27 protein-coding genes are annotated in these 20138 nt (G+C 69.6%); 17 read left to right on the plus strand and 10 right to left on the minus strand.

Features of this window, described 5'->3' with window-relative positions:
- Positions 1 to 129 precede the first annotated feature (129 nt).
- Both ACZ53N_RS23330 and ACZ53N_RS23335 read right to left on the minus strand, forming a co-directional pair.
- Positions 130 to 471: a hypothetical protein gene (locus tag ACZ53N_RS23330; RefSeq protein ID WP_469142752.1), complete on the minus strand. Its 342-nt coding sequence runs from the start codon at positions 469 to 471 to the stop codon at positions 130 to 132.
- 32 nt (positions 472 to 503) lie between these two features.
- On the minus strand, positions 504 to 1715 hold the full coding sequence (locus tag ACZ53N_RS23335) for an MFS transporter (RefSeq protein ID WP_469142753.1): 1212 nt from the start codon (positions 1713 to 1715) through the stop codon (positions 504 to 506).
- A 71-nt stretch (positions 1716 to 1786) separates the two neighbouring features.
- Here ACZ53N_RS23335 and ACZ53N_RS23340 point away from each other — a divergent pair, with 71 nt between their 5' ends.
- From ACZ53N_RS23340 to ACZ53N_RS23350, 3 genes are all read left to right on the plus strand, one after another.
- A complete protein-coding gene (locus ACZ53N_RS23340) occupies positions 1787 to 2770 on the plus strand; it encodes an ArsR/SmtB family transcription factor (protein WP_469142754.1) in 984 nt (327 codons plus the stop codon).
- Between the two features lie 139 nt (positions 2771 to 2909).
- On the plus strand, positions 2910 to 3164 hold the full coding sequence (locus tag ACZ53N_RS23345) for a type II toxin-antitoxin system Phd/YefM family antitoxin (protein ID WP_469142755.1): 255 nt from the start codon (positions 2910 to 2912) through the stop codon (positions 3162 to 3164).
- Positions 3161 to 3412 (plus strand): type II toxin-antitoxin system RelE family toxin, encoded by a 252-nt coding sequence (locus ACZ53N_RS23350; RefSeq protein ID WP_469142756.1) that lies wholly within the window; start codon positions 3161 to 3163, stop codon positions 3410 to 3412. The genes ACZ53N_RS23345 and ACZ53N_RS23350 overlap by 4 nt, the downstream gene beginning before the upstream one ends.
- A 78-nt stretch (positions 3413 to 3490) precedes the next feature.
- On the opposite strand, the gene ACZ53N_RS23355 is transcribed toward ACZ53N_RS23350, so the two are convergent.
- Positions 3491 to 3787 (minus strand): MTH1187 family thiamine-binding protein, encoded by a 297-nt coding sequence (locus ACZ53N_RS23355; protein WP_184732477.1) that lies wholly within the window; start codon positions 3785 to 3787, stop codon positions 3491 to 3493.
- On the minus strand, positions 3784 to 4128 hold the full coding sequence (locus tag ACZ53N_RS23360; RefSeq protein ID WP_469142757.1) for a DUF3817 domain-containing protein: 345 nt from the start codon (positions 4126 to 4128) through the stop codon (positions 3784 to 3786). Before ACZ53N_RS23360 ends, ACZ53N_RS23355 begins: the two co-directional genes overlap by 4 nt.
- A gap of 198 nt (positions 4129 to 4326) precedes the next feature.
- On the opposite strand from ACZ53N_RS23360, the gene ACZ53N_RS23365 reads away from it, so the two are divergent.
- The 7 genes from ACZ53N_RS23365 (at position 4327) to ACZ53N_RS23395 (ending at position 9220) form a co-directional block, all read left to right on the plus strand.
- A complete protein-coding gene (locus ACZ53N_RS23365) occupies positions 4327 to 5010 on the plus strand; it encodes an AIM24 family protein (RefSeq protein ID WP_184732481.1) in 684 nt (227 codons plus the stop codon).
- Entirely contained in the window at positions 5010 to 5660 is a 651-nt protein-coding gene (locus tag ACZ53N_RS23370) for an AIM24 family protein (RefSeq protein WP_469142758.1), read from the plus strand. The genes ACZ53N_RS23365 and ACZ53N_RS23370 overlap by 1 nt, the downstream gene beginning before the upstream one ends.
- Positions 5657 to 6421, plus strand: coding sequence for an AIM24 family protein (locus ACZ53N_RS23375; RefSeq protein ID WP_209516886.1), 765 nt, complete (start codon positions 5657 to 5659; stop codon positions 6419 to 6421). The genes ACZ53N_RS23370 and ACZ53N_RS23375 overlap by 4 nt, the downstream gene beginning before the upstream one ends.
- Positions 6422 to 6525: 104 nt before the next feature.
- Positions 6526 to 7002 carry a MarR family winged helix-turn-helix transcriptional regulator gene (locus ACZ53N_RS23380; protein ID WP_365210664.1) on the plus strand — a complete coding sequence of 159 codons (477 nt, stop codon included), beginning with the start codon at positions 6526 to 6528 and terminating at the stop codon, positions 7000 to 7002.
- A gap of 165 nt (positions 7003 to 7167) precedes the next feature.
- The gene (locus tag ACZ53N_RS23385; RefSeq protein WP_469142791.1) at positions 7168 to 7956 is read left to right on the plus strand and encodes a helix-turn-helix domain-containing protein; all 789 of its coding nucleotides are present in this window, start codon (positions 7168 to 7170) and stop codon (positions 7954 to 7956) included.
- Positions 7953 to 8138 carry a DUF397 domain-containing protein gene (locus ACZ53N_RS23390; protein WP_469142759.1) on the plus strand — a complete coding sequence of 62 codons (186 nt, stop codon included), beginning with the start codon at positions 7953 to 7955 and terminating at the stop codon, positions 8136 to 8138. The genes ACZ53N_RS23385 and ACZ53N_RS23390 overlap by 4 nt, the downstream gene beginning before the upstream one ends.
- A 227-nt stretch (positions 8139 to 8365) precedes the next feature.
- Positions 8366 to 9220 (plus strand): hypothetical protein, encoded by an 855-nt coding sequence (locus ACZ53N_RS23395; RefSeq protein WP_469142760.1) that lies wholly within the window; start codon positions 8366 to 8368, stop codon positions 9218 to 9220.
- Between the two features lie 27 nt (positions 9221 to 9247).
- Here the strand turns inward: ACZ53N_RS23395 and ACZ53N_RS23400 are convergent, their stop codons facing one another.
- From ACZ53N_RS23400 to ACZ53N_RS23410, 3 genes are all read right to left on the minus strand, one after another.
- Positions 9248 to 9448 carry an SCO3870 family protein gene (locus ACZ53N_RS23400; protein WP_469142761.1) on the minus strand — a complete coding sequence of 67 codons (201 nt, stop codon included), beginning with the start codon at positions 9446 to 9448 and terminating at the stop codon, positions 9248 to 9250.
- A gap of 171 nt (positions 9449 to 9619) precedes the next feature.
- A complete protein-coding gene (locus tag ACZ53N_RS23405; protein WP_469142762.1) occupies positions 9620 to 10156 on the minus strand; it encodes a peptide deformylase in 537 nt (178 codons plus the stop codon).
- 23 nt (positions 10157 to 10179) lie between these two features.
- Entirely contained in the window at positions 10180 to 11154 is a 975-nt protein-coding gene (locus tag ACZ53N_RS23410; protein WP_469142763.1) for a helix-turn-helix domain-containing protein, read from the minus strand.
- Between the two features lie 145 nt (positions 11155 to 11299).
- Here ACZ53N_RS23410 and ACZ53N_RS23415 point away from each other — a divergent pair, with 145 nt between their 5' ends.
- The 5 genes from ACZ53N_RS23415 (at position 11300) to ACZ53N_RS23435 (ending at position 15825) form a co-directional block, all read left to right on the plus strand.
- Positions 11300 to 12460, plus strand: coding sequence for a glycosyltransferase family protein (locus ACZ53N_RS23415; RefSeq protein WP_469142764.1), 1161 nt, complete (start codon positions 11300 to 11302; stop codon positions 12458 to 12460).
- Positions 12457 to 13161, plus strand: coding sequence for a hypothetical protein (locus ACZ53N_RS23420; protein ID WP_469142765.1), 705 nt, complete (start codon positions 12457 to 12459; stop codon positions 13159 to 13161). The genes ACZ53N_RS23415 and ACZ53N_RS23420 overlap by 4 nt, the downstream gene beginning before the upstream one ends.
- Positions 13162 to 13326: 165 nt before the next feature.
- Positions 13327 to 14391 carry a glycosyltransferase gene (locus tag ACZ53N_RS23425; RefSeq protein WP_469142766.1) on the plus strand — a complete coding sequence of 355 codons (1065 nt, stop codon included), beginning with the start codon at positions 13327 to 13329 and terminating at the stop codon, positions 14389 to 14391.
- The gene (locus tag ACZ53N_RS23430) at positions 14385 to 15251 is read left to right on the plus strand and encodes a glycosyltransferase family 2 protein (RefSeq protein ID WP_469142767.1); all 867 of its coding nucleotides are present in this window, start codon (positions 14385 to 14387) and stop codon (positions 15249 to 15251) included. Before ACZ53N_RS23425 ends, ACZ53N_RS23430 begins: the two co-directional genes overlap by 7 nt.
- A 49-nt stretch (positions 15252 to 15300) precedes the next feature.
- Positions 15301 to 15825 (plus strand): P-loop nucleotide/nucleoside kinase family protein, encoded by a 525-nt coding sequence (locus ACZ53N_RS23435; RefSeq protein ID WP_469142768.1) that lies wholly within the window; start codon positions 15301 to 15303, stop codon positions 15823 to 15825.
- A 42-nt stretch (positions 15826 to 15867) separates the two neighbouring features.
- Here the strand turns inward: ACZ53N_RS23435 and ACZ53N_RS23440 are convergent, their stop codons facing one another.
- Positions 15868 to 16557, minus strand: a complete 690-nt coding sequence (locus tag ACZ53N_RS23440; protein ID WP_469142769.1) for a GNAT family N-acetyltransferase — start codon at positions 16555 to 16557, stop codon at positions 15868 to 15870.
- A 238-nt stretch (positions 16558 to 16795) separates the two neighbouring features.
- On the opposite strand from ACZ53N_RS23440, the gene ACZ53N_RS23445 reads away from it, so the two are divergent.
- The gene (locus tag ACZ53N_RS23445) at positions 16796 to 17269 is read left to right on the plus strand and encodes a carboxymuconolactone decarboxylase family protein (RefSeq protein WP_469142770.1); all 474 of its coding nucleotides are present in this window, start codon (positions 16796 to 16798) and stop codon (positions 17267 to 17269) included.
- Between the two features lie 125 nt (positions 17270 to 17394).
- Entirely contained in the window at positions 17395 to 18321 is a 927-nt protein-coding gene (locus ACZ53N_RS23450; protein ID WP_469142771.1) for an RNA polymerase sigma-70 factor, read from the plus strand.
- A gap of 141 nt (positions 18322 to 18462) precedes the next feature.
- Here the strand turns inward: ACZ53N_RS23450 and ACZ53N_RS23455 are convergent, their stop codons facing one another.
- Together ACZ53N_RS23455 and ACZ53N_RS23460 are read right to left on the minus strand one after the other, a co-directional pair.
- Complete coding sequence (locus ACZ53N_RS23455) at positions 18463 to 18726, minus strand: hypothetical protein (protein ID WP_469142772.1); 264 nt, start codon at positions 18724 to 18726, stop codon at positions 18463 to 18465.
- 109 nt (positions 18727 to 18835) lie between these two features.
- Positions 18836 to 19990: a hypothetical protein gene (locus ACZ53N_RS23460; RefSeq protein ID WP_469142773.1), complete on the minus strand. Its 1155-nt coding sequence runs from the start codon at positions 19988 to 19990 to the stop codon at positions 18836 to 18838.
- Positions 19991 to 20138 lie beyond the last annotated feature (148 nt).

Raw genomic sequence — 20138 nt, forward strand, 5'->3', positions numbered from 1 at the left:
TACCGCTTGCGGCGGCGGCTACCTGGTGGGCGCGTCCTCAATCGCCGGACGGGCTGATTTCAGCCCGTCCGGCGATTGAGGACACCGCCGCGCAGCGGTTGGTGCAGCCAGTTCGGAACCGCCCGGTTCCTACTTCGGCTTGGCCTCGTTCACCAGCTCCACCGCCGCGCGCAGGCTCAGGCCCCGCTCAGCCTCCCGTACCGCCTTGATCGCGCGGACCTCGTGCTTGACCGGGTCCACCCCCGCCTCCGCGAGAACACCCCGCACCCACTCCACACGCGCCTCCGCCTCCGGGCGGGCCCCGTACTCGGCGACGATCGCGGCGGCGCGCTCCAGGCCCGGCCGCTCCGCGTCACTCGCCCCGGCCAGCGCCTCGCGTATCGCGTCGGCGGCCGCCGCGCTGTCGCGCAGCACGAGGACCTCGTGCTCGAGCCCGGTCTTCTTGCCGCCACCGCCCAGGAATTCCAGCATCCGGCCACTCCCCCGGTTCCATTCGATCTTGATCAGGCAGCCGAGCGTACGACAAGCCGCACCACGGCGCCCACCGCCACCGTCCCCAGCAACCCCACCACCGCCACCACCGCGTGCACCGGCGCGAACTCCGCGGCCACGCCCGCGAGTGCCATGCCCAGGCCCTGGATCGTCATCATCCCGGCCGTCTGGAGCGTCATCGCCCGCCCGCGCAGCTCTTCCGGCACGGCCGCGATGAACCACTGGTCCAGGCCCAGTGTGTACGCCATGCCCGTGCCGGCCAGCGCCACGATCAGCAGGGCCCACCCCAGCGACGGCCGGAACGCGTACGCGAGGAACGGCAGCAGGGTCGCCGCCGCCACCGGCAAGGTGATCCGCTCCCGGGCCCGCGCGCTGAGCACCGATCCCGCGAGCATCTCCCCCACGATCGAGCCCACCGGCATCCCGCACATCAGCAGCCCCAGGCCCACCGGGCCCACCCCGATCGCGTCCGCGTACGGCGCCGCGAGGGCCTCCGGGGCGACGAGGAGGAACGGCGGCACCCAGGACAGCAGCAGCAACGCCCGTACGCGCCGGTCGGCGAAGAGCTGCCGGGCGCCGGACAGCGAGGACTTCACCAGCGCCCCGCCGGCGCCCGTACGCGACGGCCGTCGCCGCGTCCCGAAGCGCAGCAGCGCCGCCGAGCCCAGGAAGCCGACGACCGTGGCCACCAGCACCTCGCGCGGCGACGCCATCGTCAGCAGCACTCCGCCCGCCGCGAACCCGGCGAGCTGCGCGCCCTGCGACACGATCCGGATCAGCGAGCGTCCCAGGACGAACAGTTCGCCCTCACCGAGGATGTCGCCCAGGGTCGCGGCCCTGGTCCCGCCGAAGACGGGGGCGACGGCGGCGAGGACGCAGCGCAGGGCGAGCAGCCCGGCGATCGGCGTCGCGGGCAGCGCCATGGTCGCGGCGGCCCCGGCGCACACGAGGTCGCAGACGACGAGCACCCGCCGGGCGGGATACCGGTCGGCGATGCCGGACAGCAGCGTGCCGCCCGCGACGTACGGCAGGAAGCCGAGCGCGAAGGTCAGTGCGGTCAGCATCGGCGATCCGGTCAGCCGGTAGACGAGCACGGACAGGGCGATCTCCCCGACGACGATGCCGAGCAGGGACAGCAGGTGGGCGGCGAAGACGGTACGGAACTCGCGCACGGCGAAGACGGCGGCGTAGTCGGCAGGGGCGATGGCTGGGACGGAAGACATGCCGGTCAGCGTGCCGAGGGCGGTCCCGGCCCACTAGTGTTTCGGCTGGATCCGAAAGGAAGCAGACCCCGATGCCCTTCCATATGCGGTTCGGAGCCGACGATCTGCTGCGCTGCCGGTTCGGGATCTCCCCGCTGTGGGAGACCCACCAGGCGCTGTACACACTGCTGCGCCCGGAGCGGCACGGTTACCACCTGCCGTGGCTGCGCCGGATGCGGGAGGCGGTCGACCGGCTGGATCTGACGCGGATGTCGCTGCTGGCCCCCGCCGCTTCCGGCGGCTACCACCCGGACTTCCTCTGCCCGCCGCCCGTCGGCCCCCTGTCATCGTTCGAGGACGAGCTGACGCGCGTACGGGCCACCGACCCGGCGGTGGTCCATGCCGAGTTGGCCCGGTCCATGGCCGACACCCCGGGCGCGGCCGAGTCCGTCCACGGCCGGGCGCTGCTGGCCGATCCGGCGCGCGCCCTCGCCGAGCTCACCGGCCTGCTGGAACAGGCCTGGCTCACGCTGCTCGCCCCGGACTGGCCGAGGCTGCGCGCGTTGCTGGAGGCGGACGTCGCCTTTCATACGCGGCGGCTGGCGGAAGGCGGCCTGGAGCGGCTCTTCGCCGATCTGCACCCACGGCTGATCTGGTCGGACGGCACCCTCACGATCACCAATCGCGGCGATCACGTCCGTGAGCTGGGCGGTCAGGGCCTGATGCTGGTGCCGAGCGTCTTCGCGTGGCCGGAGGTGATCGGCGGTTTCGACCCGCCCTGGCAGGCGACCGTGATCTACCCGGCGCGCGGCATCGGCGGCCTGTGGGCCGAGCCGGACGCGGAGACGTCGGACGCGCTCGTCCGTCTCCTCGGCCCGAACCGCGCCGCCGTCCTCTCCGCCCTGGACGAGCCCGCCTCCACCACCACCCTGGCCCACCGCCACGGCCTCGCCCTGTCGTCGGTCTCCGCCCACCTGTCGGTACTGCGCGCCGCCGGCCTCCTGACATCCCGCCGCCACGGCCACCAGGTCCTGTACGAACGCACACCCCTGGGCATGGCGCTGGCGGGGAGATGACGGGGCGGATTCTCCTGAGCCCGGCCCCATGGCCGCACGACTCGTCGTACGTCGGGCGGTACGTCCCCGACGACGCCCCCGCTGGCTCAACCCGGCGAGGACACCGCACAGAAGCCGCGAGAAGTGTACACTTCCGCACATGGCTGACACGCTGCCGATCACTGAAGCACGCGCTCGCTTCGGATCCTTGGTCCGTCGGGCTTCACACGCCCGCGAGCGCATCACCATCACGGACCACGGGCAACCCGCTGCAGTGTTGATAAACCCGCAGGAACTCGCCGACCTCGAGGACGCCCTCGCACTGGCCCAGTACCGGGAACGGCTGGCCGTCGGCACGGCGGTTGGCGTCCCGCATGAAGAGGTGCGGGCGCGACTTGGCCTGGAGCGTGTGTGAGCTTACAGATCATCTGGGACGAGCCGGCGATCGACGCGGCCACCCGGTTCCTCAAGGACGACCCCGAAGGGCTGCGGCAGCTCTTCGCCGCGATCGACCTGCTGGCCGACGACCCCCGCCCCGCAGGTGCGGCCGAGTACGGCTCGCCCAACCTCCGGCGCATCCACGTGGGCCGCTACCGGGTCCTCTACGAGATCACCGACTCGTCGGTCACGATCGTCATCATCCACGTGGGCCGCATCGGCTGACGTACGCAAGGAAACGGCCCGGCCCGGGGTGCGCACATCGCGCGCGCCCCGGGCCGGGCCGTTGACCGACTCTCCGGGTCACCCCTCGGAGAGATACCGCTCCACCGTGTCGACCTTCGACGTCAGTCCGTTCGTCACGCCCGGCCGGATGTCCGCCTTCAACACGAGCGACACCCGCCCGCACCGCGCCTCGACGGCGGCCACCGCGCGCTTGACGACGTCCATGACCTCGTCCCACTCGCCCTCGACGGACGTGAACATCGCGTCCGTGCGGTTCGGCAGCCCGGACTCGCGGACCACGCGCACCGCGTCGGCCACGTACTCGCCGACGTCCTCGCCCACGCCCAGCGGGGAGACGGAGAACGCGACGATCATGCGTTGACCACGCCTTCCTGGCGGGCACGGGCGGCGATGACGCTCGCCTCGGCCTCACGGCGCAGCATGCGCTCGGCGAAGAAGCCGCCGGTCGGCAGGACGGAGAGGACGAAGTAGAGGGCGGCGGTCTTGAGGCCCCACTTGGTCTTGTGCCAGGCGTCCAGCCAGAAGAGCACGTAGATCACGAACAGCACGCCGTGCACGGCACCCATCACGGGCACCGCGTTGAAGTCCGTGGTCCGCTTGAGCAGCGAGCAGAGCAGCAGGAGCAGGAAGGAGACGGCCTCCGGGGCGGAGACCAGGCGGAGTCGGCGCAGGGGGGATGCGGTCGTCATGTCCACGGGGGCACGCACCTTCGGGAAGCGAGTGGCGGATCGGCTACAGCTTGTGACGGCATTCACAAACCACCCCATTGTTGCAGCCCATGAGTTGATCAAGCCTGCCGGGTCCCACCCGAAGCGCCCTCCCCTCTCCCGGTGATCTCCCGGCGATCCCCCGATGATCTTCCCTCGGGACCTCTTCTGATCGGTTCCGGGACCATGGGGCCTGTTGGAGCGGTATGTCCTGCCGCTAGCGTCTGGTCCGTGGCTCAGTTTCGGCTCCAAGGGAGCAAAGTCCTCGCCGTCGACATGGCGGGTGACGCGGTCAAGGCCAAGAACGGCGCCATGGTCGCGTACGAGGGCGAGATGACGTTCAAGAAGATGACCGGCGGCGGTGACGGCCTGCGCGGCATGGTCACCCGTCGGCTCACCGGCGAGCAGATGGAAGTCATGGAGGTGAAGGGACACGGCACCTGCTACTTCGCCGACCGCGCGAGCGAGATCAATCTCGTCACGCTGCACGGCGACACGCTGTACGTCGAGTCGAGCAATCTGCTCTGCACGGACAGCGGCCTCCGCACGGGCACCTCGTTCACCGGCCTGCGCGGCGCCTCGCAGGGCACCGGACTGTTCACGACCACCGTCGAGGGCTCCGGCCAGGCCGCGATCATGTCGGCCGGCACGGCGGTCGTCCTGCGCGTCACGCCGAACATGCCGCTCCAGGTCGACCCCGGCGCGTACATCGCCCACACCGGCAAGCTCAAGCAGCACTTCCAGTCCGGGGTGAACTTCCGGACGTTCATGGGCGAGGGTTCGGGCGAGGCCTTCCAGATCCGCTTCGAGGGCGAGGGGCTCGTCTACGTGCAACCCAGCGAGCGCAACACCATCGGGGGTGACGTCTGATGCCCTTCCGGCTTCTGAACTCGCGCATGGTCGAAGCCAGCGTCCTGCCGGGCCAGCGGCTCTTCAGCCAGCGCGGCGCGATGCTCGCCTACCGGGGCGACGTCTCCTTCACCCCCAGCATCACCGGCGGCCAGGGCGGCGTCATGGGGATGATCGGCCGCCGGATCGCCAACGAGGCCACCCCGCTGATGACCGTCGAAGGCAGCGGCACGGTCATGTTCGGCCACGGCGGCCACCATGTCTCGGTGATCGAGCTGTCCGGCGACACCCTCTACGTCGAGGCCGACCGGCTGCTCGCCTTCGACGGCACGCTCCAGCAAGGCACGATGTTCATGGGGTCCCAGGGAGGTGTGATGGGCATGGTGCGCGGCCAGGTCACCGGCCAGGGCCTCTTCACCACCACCCTCAAGGGCCATGGCGCGGTGGCGGTGATGGCCCACGGCGGCTTCATCGAGCTGCCCATCGCCCCGCAGCGCCCCATTCATGTCGACCCGCAGGCCTACGTCGCCCACCGCGGCGACGTCCGCAACAAGCTCTCGACCGCCCTCGGCTGGCGCGAGATGGTCGGCCGCGGCTCGGGCGAGGGCTTCCAGCTGGAGCTGTCCGGCAGCGGCACGGTGTACGTACAGGCGTCGGAGGAAAAGCTGTGAACGGCCCGGTCATCCATGACGCGACCACGCTCCCGGTCGACGACAACGTCAATCCGTACGCGTTCTCCGTCGACCTCAACGGCCAGTGGTTTCTGCAGAAGGGGAAGATGATCGCCTATTACGGGCGTATCGACTTCCACGGCATCGGCCACGGCCCCCTCGACCGTCTCATCCGCAGCAGCTTCCACTCCCCGCTGCACGCCTCGGACTGGGTCGTCGCCGAGGGCCAGGGCAAGATGCTCCTCGCGGACCGCAGCTTCGACGTCAATTCCTTCGACCTCGAAGACGGCAACCTCACCGTTCGCTCGGGCAATCTCCTGGCCTTCCAGCCCTCGCTCTCGTTGAAGCAGTCGATCATCCCCGGCTTTCTGACGCTGATCGGCACGGGCAAGTTCGTGGCCGCGTCCAATGGCCCGGTCCACTTCGTCGAACCCCCGATCCGCGTGGACCCCCAGGCCCTCGTCGGCTGGGCGGACTGCCCTTCGCCTTGCCACCACTACGATCACCAGTACTTGAAGGGCGTCCTCGGTGGCATCCGCTCCCTGACGGGCCTGGGCGGCACATCGGGCGAGGAGCACCAGTTCGAGTTCGTCGGTGCCGGTACGGTGCTCCTGCAATCCACCGAGCAACTGATGGACGAGCAGAACACGGGCGTCACGCCCCAGCAGGCCGGCGTCCCGAACGCAACACCGGCAAACCAGCCAATGACACCCCGGATGCCCGGCCAGCTCGGTGACCTCCAGCGTCGCTTCGGGCTGTGAGCGGTACCCTGCGGAGTGTGACGTCGAACGCGTGACTCCTCAGTCCCGATCGCTCCGCAATGACCATTGGTTCATCTTTCAACTTTCTTAGGTAGAATCCATCTATGGACACCGAGAACGGCACCCGTTGGCTCAGCGACGAGGAACAGCGCGCCTGGCGTGCCCATCTGGAGGTCAGCCGACTGCTGATGCACCAGCTCGAACGGGACCTCCAGCCGTTCGGACTCACCAATAACGACTACGAGATCCTGGTCAACCTCTCGGAGTCCGAGGACCACCGGATGCGGATGAGCGACCTCGCCACCGCGACCCTCCAGTCCAAGAGCCGCCTCTCCCACCAGATCACCCGCATGGAGACGGCGGGCCTCGTCCGCCGCGAGAACTGCGAGTCGGACCGGCGCGGCCTCTTCGCTGTCCTCACCGACCAGGGCTGGGAGACCATGCGCGAAGTCGCCCCGCACCATGTCGCCTCGGTGCGCGAGCACTTCATCGACCTGCTGTCCCCCGAGGACCTCAAGGCCCTCCACGCCGCACTCGCCCCGATCGCGAAGCGACTGCGCACGACGCGCGGCCGCGCCTGACCTTCTCCTTACGGGCCCCTGTTGCTCCGTCGCTCCCGTCACTCGGGAGCGGGGAGTTTCCCCGAACCCGGCTCATATGCCCCTTGCCCGGCAATAGCGTCGCCAGTAACGACATGGGTACGGGAAAGGCGGGATGCCGTGACCGGAGAGACCTCCCAGCCGCCGATGGCATGGCGGTATTGCGGGAACCAGATCAAACTGTGGCGAACCCAAGCGGGCATCTCCCGCGATGAGTTGGGCAAGGAAGCCGGGTACGAGTACGAGTCGGTCAAGTCGATGGAGCAGGGGCGGCGGAAGCCGCAGCTTCGACTGCTTGAAGTGGCGGACCAGATGTGCGGGGCGCGGGGGTTGTTGCTCGCCGCTCAGGATTATCTGAAGCCGGACAAATTCCAGTCGTACGCGCAGAGTTTCATGGAGGCAGAGGCAGAGGCCATCGCCCTGCACTGGTACGAAACGGTGCTCATCCCGGGCCTGCTCCAGACCGAGGACTACGCGAGAGCCCTGATCGGCAGCCACTGCCCACCCCTGGACGACGAGACGATCGAGGAGCGGGTAGCAGGAAGGCTGGAACGCCAGGAAAAACTGAGGGACCAGCCGACCGCCATGTTCAACTTCGTGATCTACGAAGCTGCGTTGCGCACTGGAGTCGGCGGGCCAGGGGTGATGAGGGGCCAGCTCCTCCGCCTGCTCGAATCGGGAGCGCTACGCAACGTCTCCATTCAGATCCTCCCGGCCGACCGCTGCTCCCATTCCTGGCTCAACGGGCCACTGGTGTTGCTGGAATCCGCCGAGCACGAGCAGCACGCATACACAGAGGGCCAGGAGTCCGGCATGCTGCACGCGGACGTGGAGACGGTCAGAAAGCTCTCCCACCGCCATGGCATGATCCGCATGCAAGCCCTCAGCGTTGAGGAGTCGACGCGGTTCATCACAAGGCTGGTGGAGGAAATATGAGCAACGAGCGGACGTGGCTCAAGTCCAGCTACAGCGACTCCGGCGGGGGCGCCTGCGTGGAAGTAGCCGCCCCGCATCCCCACACCATCCACATCCGAGACTCGAAGCTCGGGTCGGGGCCAGAGGTCCACGTAACGGCGGCGACCTGGGCGAAGTTCATATCGCACATAGCCGGGGCTTGAGCGTCGGGCTTCGGGGGTCGGGATCCGAGCTCCTTACCAATGGAATGGTGGGGAAGAGATAACCCACCCACCCTCCCAACTCCCGCGTGCACTCGTACAGATGACTTTTGCGCAACGAGGTCACAGCGACGCGCAGCGCCCGGTAGCGTGCGGAGCAACAAACAACCCCCGCCGGTGCTGGAACACCGAACGGGGGTCTGACCAACAAGATCGCGAGACCGATCCCAATGGCTGTTGCCAACCTTATCGCTGCCCCGCCCATGGCCGCACCGGGCTACGGAAAACGCTCCGCGCCCGGAGAAGCACCCCGCCGCCGGGACGACTTCACACACTTACCGCCCCGTGAGGCGTCCATCGCCACGCACATCGACCGCCTGCCGGACGGCGCGGCGATCGACACGAAGACCCTGGCCAAGGAGCTACCGCCCTACGGCCAGCAAGCGGTCCGCACCGCACTCAACGCCCTTTCCGTTGCTGGCCACTTGCGCCGCGTACGGGAACCGGTCGGGGACGGCCGTACGCAGTGGGTGTTCCGTACGTACTTCTCGCGAACCGCCCGCAGCGACGCCTGGTGGAACCGCTTCCTGGCGGGAGACGTACCGGAGGTCGAACCGCAGGCACCGGCGCCACAAGCTCGGCAGCCGAAACGGTCGGAGGCCTACGACGCCCTGGCCGCACTGGGCCGGACCGATGCCCGCCTGACGCTCTCGGCGGCGGAATGCATGGCCCTGGAACCCCTGGCAGCCGAATGGCTGGCACGCGGGGTGCGGTCGGCGGACTTCGCGACGACCCTCACCGCCGGGCTGCCGGACGTCATCCACTCCCCCGGAGCGTTCACCCGAAAGCGGCTCGTCGACAAACTTCCGCCGGAGCCACCCTTGGCAGCACTTCCGGGACCCCAGGCCCCACCCCGCCGCCTCATGGAATGCACGAACTGCGGCGATCCGGGCCGCCCGGAAGCCCTCCCCGGCGGCCTCTGCCGCCCCTGCCGAGGCGAAGCCCCCGACGACCCGGCCCCACCGGCCGACTGGATCCACTCCCAGGTCGACCGCCTACGCGCCGCCGCCCGCCAGGCCCGCTGACGGTGCCGACGGGCGGGCCGGTTCTCCTCAGTCCAAGCGCGCCCGACGGTCACGGACCCACGTCACCACGATCAGGCTCGCGGTGACGTACATGAGGACAGCGGCGGTGGACACGGACTCGACGTACTGCTCGTAGCCGACTGCGCGCAACTCGACCGCGAGGCAACCCAGCACGGTCCCGAGCGCCACGATCGCGCCGGTCAAGGCACCGAAGGGGGGCTTTGCCATTCCATCTCCTCCAAACAACAAGACAACCCGGCCACCGCCGAGTCCACTGACCCACCATCAACTACCCCCACCTGCCCCACCCATAGCGACACACGCGCGTGGTGAAGAGCACATCCTGGGGGCAATGGGCAGTCGCTACCTCCTGCCGCTGAGAGGTTCTCCGGTAGCGGCCTACTCGTATGCCCATGCCTTGCCGCTCTGGCGGTACTCCTCCACGGGGATCGGCTCTACTCCGGTCCTCATGCGGGCCGTGTACAGCAGCCCGTCGAGGTGGTCGACCTCGTGGTGGATGAGGCGGGCGAGCCCGCGCTCGTACACCGTGCTCACGGTCTCGCCGGTGAGGGCCGTGGTCACGATGGTGACCTTCAGAGGGCGGGGAACCAGGCCACGGACGTCGAAGAAGCTCAGACAGCCCTCGTACTGCTCGTCCGTCCCGTCAGAGCGGTCGGTGATCCGCGGGTTGAGCAGGATGATCGCCGGGGCTTCACCAGGCGGCTGGACGACGGCCGCAGCGCGACCGACGCCGATCTGCGGGGCGGCGATACCCATGCCCTTGGCGAAGGGGTGGACCTGACCGATCCGTTCCATCGCGGCGAACAGCTCGTCGGTGATGCGCTCGGCCTCATCGCGCTCGGCGGGCAGGGCGAAGGCGCGGGCCGGTTCGGCGAGGATGCCGGCCCCGTGCTGGACGACTCCGAGGTCTCGCATCTGCTGACTGGGCCGCACGTCAATCACCTGAAGTCCCCTTGTTCCGAGTTGTGTTCGGGCCGCGCCCGGAACCTCCATTCAAGACGGTACCGAGCGTGGAGGGTGGGTGCGGTCGTGGTCCATGTGAATTGCCTCAGTTCACCTTCGTCGCTGCGGACGGGCGGGGTCCGCAGTGGGGATGCTTCCGCGGTCATGGACGTCTCGGTGCCCCACACGACGGGGTCGAGGGCAGCGGGGAAGGCGAGCTGGACTTCGAGTTGTTCGGTGGGCAGGCGTACGGCCCGCTGGAACCAGTTACCCCATTTGTCGTCGCTGACGGTGTAGGCGTACTCGATCCACACGGACTCGCCGGGGTAGAGCGGGAAGCGGCCGTGTTCGTTGTCGAACAACAGCCAGACCTCCTTGAAGGCGTCGCGGTCGTGCTTGGCCTGCCACCGCATTGCCTCGCCCCGGCAGGCGGCTGTGAGGTCCAGTTCATCCCAGGTCAGCGGGTGGGCGCGGTAGTGCGCGTTGGACCGCTCCGGGGCACCGGGGTATCGATCGACGGAGATGCGGATCAAGTAGCGGGTCACCGGCTCACTGCCGGTATTCAGCAGCAGCCTGCGCATGGTGAGGCGGTAGGAATGACCGTCGTACTGGAGACGGGCGGCGTCGTGTTCGACGACGAGGGCGGAGCCGGTGGCGTACGGCTGCTCGTGCCCGCGCTGGGCCGGTGGGACGGTAGGTGGGCGCCGGGCCTTTGCCCGGGCCCGCTTGTAGTCGCCCCAGCGCCGCCAGATCGCCTTCCCGGCGTTCAGGTGCTCGTCGGCGAGCCGGGCGAACTCCTCGCTGGGCTTGTGCCGGCCGGACTCCACATGGCTGACGTACGACGGGTCGAAACCCATGGCCAGCGCTAACGCCCGCTTGGACTTGCCGCGTACTTCCCGCCAGTGCGCCACCTCGGCCACGAAGTTTTCGGCCGCCTGCTCGACGGCGATCTCCTCGCTCTGCGCGTCCATCAAAGCCCCGCCCCGCGTCATTGTTGGTGAGCATGAATGAACCGTGAGTGATCCAAGTTCACCATCCCGTCACGGCCCGCGTCGCCGTTTTCCTTCCCTCATGAGCCCGGATCGACCCCCGGGCGGATGAGGGAGGCGACGCATCATGCGCGTGCTGTACCTGCTGAACATTTCCAACCCCGACCGGCTCTCGGCCGACTCCGGCTGGATCTTCGCGGGCCTGCTCGCCCCTGCCCTGGCCGACGCCGGGGCCGATGTGACCGTCGCAGCCCCAGCTGCGGTCGGGGATGCCCGCTGCGGCTTCCACCGGACGCAGGTGCCCGGAACGAAGTACCGGGCCCGGTTCTCGGCGAACATCGACGAGCTGGTGGCCTTGATCCGGTGCGAGCGGCCGGATGCGGTCGTGGCCAACCAGATCGAGGAGGCTCCGGCGGTCCGCACGGCCCTGCTGGAGGCCGGATCGGACGCGCTGCTGGCCGGTTACTGTCACTACCTGCCGTTCTCCTTCGCCAGCGGCGAACAGCTCCTGCTCGACCCCTCCCTGGACGACGCGGGACTCGGGCGGCCGGTGCTGCTGGCGTTCGCCGCCGGCCTGGCCGCGTGCGACCGGGTGATGGCCCACTCCTCCGTTGCCGCCTCCTGGGTGTCGGCCGCCGCCGCCCGGATGACCGTGGACCTGGGCAACCGGTTGCGGGTGGTTCCCGCGCCGCGTGACGAGCGCCTGGTCAGCGACCGCATCACCACCCAGCCCTCCTGCGACAACGGCGAGGCCATCGGGATCTACAACCACCGGCTGTACGCGCACTACGGCACCGGTCAGTTCGTGGACCTGGCCCGCGCGCTCAGTGCCTCCGGCACGGTACGGCTGCGGGTCATGGACCTGTTCGGCCAGCGCCGGGCCGAACGGAAGGGTCTGGACGACAGCCCCGAGAAGATGCGTAACCAGCTCGCCGCGCTGCCGCACGTCCAGGTCGTGTCCGATCGGGGTGACCGCGTCCGCTACAAGAGCCTGCTGGCCGGCGCCCGCTTCGGCATCGCCCCGTTCCGGCCCGGCTGCCCCTGGTCAATGAGCGTGATCGACTGCCAGGGCATGGGCCTGCCGGTCATCTCACCCCGGCTGGGCTGGCTGGCCGAGCACATCGACCCCGAGCTGTCCTTTACCACCCCGGCCGAGGCGGTCACCCTGGCCGAACGCCTGGCCACGGACGACGAGTTCCACGCCGTGCACGCCAAGCGGGCCCACGCCTCCACCGCCGACTTCGCCCCTGCCCTGGTCGCCGCCCGATACCTGGAGGCCATCTCGTGACCGACTTCGACGCGGTATTTCTGTCGTACGACGAGCCGATGGCCAACTCCCTGCACTCCCGGCTCCAGCGGACGCTGGGCGGCAGCGTGAAGCGTCTGCACGGCGTGCACGGAATGCGCCGGGCCTACCGGCTGTGCGCCGAGGTCGTCGAGCGCGAGCAGTTCTTCCTCGCCGACGGCGATTTCGCCGTCGCCACCGACTTCGACCCGACGGCTGTCGAGCCGCTGAATGAGGGCATCTCCATGCGGGTATGGCAGGCGGTCAACCCGGTCAACGGCCTGACCTACGGCTACGGCGGGCTGAAGCTGATCCGCCGCAGTGCTCTGCGGGACATGGGCGAGGCGGTGGACGTGCTCGCCGCCCTGCCCGGCCGCATTGAATTCGCCCAGCAGACCGCCGGGATCACGCGCTTCAACCAGAGCCCCTTCCACGCCTGGAAGGCGGGTTTCCGCGAGTGCGCGATGCTCTCCCGCGGCAGCGAGTACGGCATGGCCGACGACGACGCCCACAAGCGTGTCGAGGCATGGACACTCAGCCGCAGCGGCGAGTTCGCCGCCTACGCCGCCACCGGGGCACGGGAGGGCGTCGCCTTCGCCTGCCTGACCGCACGCGACCCGCAGCAGTTCGGCCACCTCAACAGCCCCACCTGGCTGCGAGAGAGGTTCACCGCCGCCCACGGGGACCAGGCGGTCTCGGGATGACCGGCCCCCTCGTGCTCATCGAGCCCTACGCGGACCGCCTGGGCGGGCACCACCAGCGCACGCTGGTGGCCCTCGCCCAGGCGCCGGCCCGGCAGCCTCGTCATCGCCCCGCACGGGGCCGCCCGCGACGCGGTGGCGGCCCTTCGGGAGGCCGGGGCCCGGCTGGTGACTGCACCGGCCGGGCGACGGGCGACCGTGCTGCTGGCCGCCTCCCGTCTCTCAGCCGGGCTGTCGGCGGCCGGGCAGCGGGCCTTCCGTTCGCGCCGCTGGCCCCGCGTCGTGCGGCGGCTGCCGCACCAGATCACTCTGATCGCCCGCTGCCTCACCGAAGGGGCGGCCTTGCAGACCGCCCGCCGATCGGAGTCCGGCGCCGACGCGGTGGTGATCCTTACCGCAAGCGAGGCCTTGCACGGGGCCGCCGCCCTCCTCGGATGCCAGCCGCACCTGCGGTTCATCCACGAGGCGGTGACCACCGAAGACGCCGTCGTGCGGTTGCTCGGCCGGCTCGCGCGCCGAGGCGAACAACGGGTGATCGCGGTGTACCCGACCCAGGCCGTCGGCGATCAGCTCTCCGCGGCCTTCCCCCACCTGCCCGCGGTGGTGCGGGCCTTCGCGGTCGACGACGGCCGCCGTCTGACGGAGGCAGAACGTGACGGCGGCCGGGCGGCGTTCGACATCCCCGTCACCGAAGCCGTGGTCTGCCTGGTGGGCGGCTGGTGGCCTTACAAAGACGTCGGCGTCATCGACGCCGCCCTGGCCCGGCTGAAGGAGCCACTACACCTTGTGGTCGCGGGCGATCCGCTCGACGAAGCTGTACTCGAGCGGTGGCGGGCCTTGCCTCACCTCCGCCTGCACACCGTCCCCGGCCCCGTCGCGGAGGGCGTGCTACGGCTGGTCTATGGCACCGCCGACGCCGCCCTGGTCGCCCGGCGCCCCGGAGTCGGAAAGGAGTCCGGGCTCGTGATGGATGCCATCCGCCTCGGCGTCCCGCTGATCGTCTCCGACCACGACCCCGCTCTCACCAGCCGCCTGCACAAGTCGTGGGCTCTGACTTTCTCGGCCGGTGATCCGGTCGGTCTCGCCGACGCCCTCCACACGGTCAGGCACCAGCCGCCGGAGCGCCCCGGCCCCGAAGCCCCTGGCCTGGCGGGGATGTGGACCGCCGAAGAGCAGGCCGCCTTCCTCACTCGATCGTTCACGTCGCTCACAGCCAAGGAGTCCCGATGCTGAGCGCACCCCCCGCCCTGATCGCGGTCATCGGCCCGGTCGAGCCTCCGCTGCTGGCAGCCTGGGTCCGCCACTACCGGTGGCTGGGTGTCGAGCGGTTCCTGATCACCTTCCACTTCCCCGACCACGTCAGGGACGTCCAGCGGCACGAGCTCCAGGCCGCCTGCCGCGAGCTGGGCATCATCCCCACCGGCACCAGCACCGGCCCCTGGCACGAGCACACCAACACCCAGCTCCGCGACGCTCTGCGGCACCGTGCCGGTCTCGGCTGGCATCTGATGGCCGACGCTGACGAGTTCCAGCAGTATCCGGCCCCGCTGGCCGAGGTCGTCACCCAGGCCGAGAACTCCGGGCACCGTGTGGTGGGCGGGCTGATGCTCGACCGCGTCGCCGCGAGCGGGCGCCTGACCGGCTGGCGACCTGAAGGCGGCCTCGATGTGGCCTATCCCCTCGGCGGCCACCTCACCCACCGGCTCCTGCAGGGCGACCCCCGCAAGATCGTCCTCGCCCGTCATGACGTCACCGTTTCCTCCGGCAACCACCGGGCCCCCGGACGCCGTCCGGACGCGGACCGCATCTGCGCAGTTCACCATTTCAAGTGGCGCTCGGGCGTCCTGGACGACCTCCGCCGACGGGTCCAGCACTTCACATCCGGCACCTGGCAGGAACACACCCCGGCCGTCCGCGACGAGGCCGGCCGACTGCTGTCCCACGTCGGCCAGCACGGCGGCGTGATTAACACGAGCGATCCGCGGTTCGCCTTCCGCCGGGTCAGCCTGGATCGGATGCCCTTCGGCTGGCTCTCCGAGGCCCGCAACATTTTCACCGCCTGGCGTCCACACGCACATACCGGCCAGGATTGACACACAATGCACATCGCTCGCGGACAGCACGTCGCGGAAGGATGACCACGTGCCCCTTGCCGTTCTCCTGGCAGGCCTCACCGGCTCAGGGAAGACCACCGTCGCCCAGACCCTGGCCGAGCATGGCTACATCCGGTTGTCCGTCGACGAGGAGGTCCACCGTCTCCACGGCCGGTACGGCGTGGACTACCCCGAGCACACCTACTTCGAGCGCGAACGGCCGGTGGTCGACGCGATCCGGGAACGGTTCATCAAGGAGATCGAGGCAGGAAACGACGTCGTCCTGGACCACGGCCTGTGGCGCCGCAGCGAACGCGACGCCTGGCGGCAGGCCGCCCGCGAAGCGGGCGGCCACCCCCTTGTCGTATACCTCCCCGCCGACCGCGAAGAGCTGCTGCGGCGCCTTGCCGAGCGCAACCAGCGCAAGGACGCCAACGCTTTGACCGTTACCGCCGAAGCTCTCGACGACTTCTTCGCCCGCTTCGACCCCCCGGCCGATGACGAGGAAGTGATCGTGCACTCCGGCGAGGTGGACGTGCTGGTGACGGCACTCACCAAGGCCCGGGGCCGGTAGCGCGGGACCTCGGCTACCGACTCGGCGCCGGCCTCTGGGTAGTCACTCCGTCCAGGGGCCGGAGGCGGGCAGGGCAATCCCCCGCCCCTGGCACCGCGCGCTCGCCTTTTTCTTCAGCTCGAGACTCTCGCAGTAGAGGTTCGCGGTCACGGTGGCGAGCGCGTCGAACTTGCACTGCAGTTCGGTCGCCTTGGCGGTGGCCTCGCGCAGCATTCCTGTCCTGAACCATTCAGCCAGGCCGTCGAGCCGCTCCGCGCGGCGACCGAGCATGTAGAGCCGGTACTTGGTGCGCTCCACTTCGTGGACCAGGGTGAACCCCTGACTCTCGTAGTAGCGCACCAGGTCCGGCCACAAACAGTCCCGGCGCACCCACTCCCGACCCTCGCGCGCGGCGCGGTTCACCGCCCACAAAGCCATCAGCGTGCCCGGCCGCAGGTGCCTCACTGACGGATCCGTCACCGAGGTGTTCAAATACAACGCGGGCTCAGCCTGCTCCTGCGGTGTCCATCCCCAGGGCGGCCCCTGCTCCTGCACGGTCGTACGCCCCACGACCCTGCCGTCCAGCTCCAGCAGCCACACGTCCCCGAACGGGTTGTCGCACTGAGACGCAAGATCCGCTGCGCTGTCACGCCAGCTCGGCAGCCCTTTCCGCTCCATCCACTCGCATCGGGCACGGATCACATCCTCAACTGAGGCGCGGTCTCTCGGCTCAGCACGTCGCATGGAGAACACCTGGGCTCCTCACCTGGGTTCGGGTCGGCGAAGCCATTACCTGACAGCGAGGCAGCCAGACCGACGGTTCTGCAACCTAGGCGACCGTACTCCCCGGGCCCGCTGACCGCCGTCGCCGACGCGAGCGCTGACGCCCGCCGACGGCGGGGAGACCCAAGTCACATCCACTCGTGTCACAGGGGCTCGGGCTGTCCCGTCTCAAGGGGTGTAGCCACTGACGACGACGGAGGAGCACACCATGGACGCACGACTGGACTTCTTTGCCGACCCGACCACCGGCAAGGCCCTCAAGCAATTCATGGCACTGGGCAAGGCACTCAAGGAGTCGTCGCTGTCGGCCACCACGCAGGAGCTGGTGTCGCTGCGCGTGAGCCAGATCAACGGCTGCGCCGTCTGCATCGACATGCACACCAAGGAGGCGGCCGCCGCCGGTGAGACCTCGGTGCGGCTGAACCTCGTGGCGGCGTGGCGGGAGGCCACGGTCTTCACCGCGGCCGAGCGTGCCGCGCTGGAGCTGGCGGAGGAGGGGACCAGGGTCGCGGACGCGGCCGGTGGGGTCAGCGACGAGGTGTGGGCGAACGCCGCCAAGCACTACGACCAGGAGCAGCTCGCCGCCCTGACCCTCCTGATCTCCGCCATGAACTTGGCCAACCGGCTGAACATCATCACCCAGCAGCCGGCGGGCAACTACGAGGTCGGGCAGTTCCACTGAGCGGCATCAGCCCCTCTACCGACGGGCGTTAGGGTGACCTGCCGGTGGTCCTGATGATCACCAGCAGGCCGCCTGCGCCGACGAGTACGGCCAGGTGGGAGGGGATCAGGGGGAGGAGAGCCGGCGTGAGCAAGGTCGAGGAGTTCGAGGAGCTGCGGCCGCTGCTGTTTTCGATCGCCTATCGGATTCTGGGCAGTGTCGGTGAGGCCGAGGACGCGGTGCAGGAGACATGGCTGCGCTTCGACGGGTCGTCGACCCGGCCCACGTCGACCAAGGCTTTCCTGTCGGCCACGGTGACGCGGATCTCGATCGACGTGCTGCGCTCCGCGCGGGTGCGAAGGGAGCAGTACGTGGGCCCGTGGTTTCCCGAGCCGCTGCTGAACGATCCGTATCAGGATCCGGCGCGGGCGGCGGAGTTGGCCGACTCCGTGTCGATGGCGGCACTGGTGCTGCTGGAGCGGCTCAGCCCGCTGGAGCGGGCGGTGTTCGTGCTGCGGGAGGTGTTCGGCTTCGGATTCGACGAGATCGCCACGGCGGTGGAGCGTTCGGAGGCGGCGTGCCGACAGCTGCTCGTACGGGCGCGGCGGCACATGCAGGCCGGACGGCCCCGGTTCGAGGCGGACCGTCAGGAGCGGCAGAAGCTGGCGACACGGTTCTTCGACGCCCTCCGCGAAGGTGACGTCACCGGCCTGCAAGAGCTGCTGGCAGCCGACGTATCGATGGTCGGTGACGGCGGCGGCAAGTCCCCCGCGCTGGCCAGGGCCATCGTGGGCGCGGAGAAGGCGGCCAGGTTGCTCGCCTCGGTCTTCCCCTGGCTGATCCGGGTCGACGTGACGTTCGAGCCGCGCGACGTCAACGGCCAGCCGGGCGCGATCTTCCGCGACCGGGACGGCAAGGTGCTGTACGCCATGACCCTCGATGTGCTGGACGGCCAGATCCAGACGATCCGCTCGGTGAGCAACCCCGACAAGCTCGGCCACCTCGGGCCGGTCGCCGACGCCTGGGCCACCGACCGCGAGCTGAAGCAGGCCCGCCGGGCCTCCCGTACCTGATCCCGCCCTCACGCGCGGAGAGCGGCGTCGAGATCGCGAAATTCTGGCGTCATACGGATCGGCCGCCCCGCGGAAGGCGGTGGGCCGATCCGCGGGGCGACCGAGCGTGGCGGAGCCAGTGCGCCTGAGGTTATGGGCAGGTCACACCCATATGTAGAGGTCGTAAGTACCGTCACCCCACGGGACGCACTGGTACCGGCCGACGTAGTCCCGGCCGGCCGCTACGCACGCCCGCTTGCTGGGGTAGTTGCCGATATATACCTTGCCCGGAACAGCCGCGTCGGTTGCCGTGACGGTCCCGGAGGACGCGGGCGCTGCCTGCGCCGTGGCGGCGGTGGCGGCGGCTCCGCCCGCCAGCAGCGTGGCGGCCAACGCGACGCCGGCGAGCCGGACTCGTGTGTTCATGGTTGCCCCTCGGATCGAAGTGGTTCGACTGATCCGAGCGTGCTGGCGCGGCTCGGGCCGGGGCAACAGCGATGTCCGTCCCGGACGACGCGCTGCCTGTCCGGCCTGGTCAGCGCCTCGTCCGGGTCCTGTCCGGACGCAGCGCGGCGGCCTCGCGGAAGTCGGCGAGCGCCTCGGCGTAGCTCTTGCCCGCGACAAGCAGGGTCGATCGGTCGGTCAGGGCCCTGACGAGCGCGGGCGTGCCGCGCTTCTCATCCAGCCCGGCCAGGCGACGGGCCAGCTCGACCCCCTCGTCGAACGAGGGCCGCAGCGATGCGAGGAACCGGTGGTGGTGTGATCCCCAACGCTTCGCCGCGTCGATGGTCGATCTCCGCTGCGCGGCGATCCGTTCGGCGAGGCCATCGGACGCGGCCTGTTCCTCGTCCTCCTTGTCCGACAGGACGAACAGGGCAGTCCACCAAGGGAGGATGTTGCTCCAGGACTTGCGTTCGCCGGTCTCGGCCAGCTCGCTCAGCAGGGTGTCGACTTCCCGACGGGCCTCATGGGCGTCGTCGCACCGCCCCCGGGCGTCGAGCATCCGGGAGTAGTGGACCAGGTCCCAGATCAGCGTGGCCAGCGAGGCCCAGCCCTCGTCGAGGCGGGCGCGGGTGTGGTCCACGAGTTCCTTGAAGGCGGCGAGGGCCTCGTCGGGCAGTCCAGCGGCGTCCAGTTGGGTCGTCCAGTCGACCATGGTCCAGAAGGAAACACCGCCCGGCCGTGGGCGCTCCGCGTCGACAATCTTCCCGTAGGCCTCTGCCGCCTCGCGGTGACGTCCCTCCCCGGCGAGGGCGGCGGCCAACGACCCGAGCCCGTACGCGGGGCTCTCCACCTGGCCCGTCTCATATCCCCGGCGCCCGACGCGGGCCATCTCCTCGCACACGGAGAAGCCCTCCGCCCGTCGGCCGAGTACACACAGCGAACGCTGGTAGGCGCGCAGGGCGTCGACGAGCAACTCGGTCCGCGCGGGCTCGCTCTCGTCCAGCCGCCGGGCCGCCTCCACCGCCTCGGCCCTCAGGGCCAGGCAGGCCTCGGGCTGGTCCCGGTACGCCTCGTGGCTGAGCCGCACCAATGCCCGGCTCAGGCGCGGCAGATAGGTCATCGGGCCCACGTCGGCGAGCGCCCGGTACGCCTCGACCTCCTGTTGCAGGTTGAGCCTGCCGGATCCGAGCAGCATCGTCCGCGCTCGCAACACCGCATCGTGATCGACGTTCTCGGAGTGGTTCATGTCGGCGATTCTGCGAGCCGCCGCGCAGCCGGGACAAGGCCTCTGAGCTGTGCCTTCTGTCCTAGGAAAGCGCCCTGCGGCCTGTCATGATGGGTGTGTCATCACCCCTCATCACCTCTCATCGCCCCTCCGCCCGGCCTCTCGGAAC

The organism is Streptomyces sp. NPDC033229 (genome assembly GCF_055576875.1).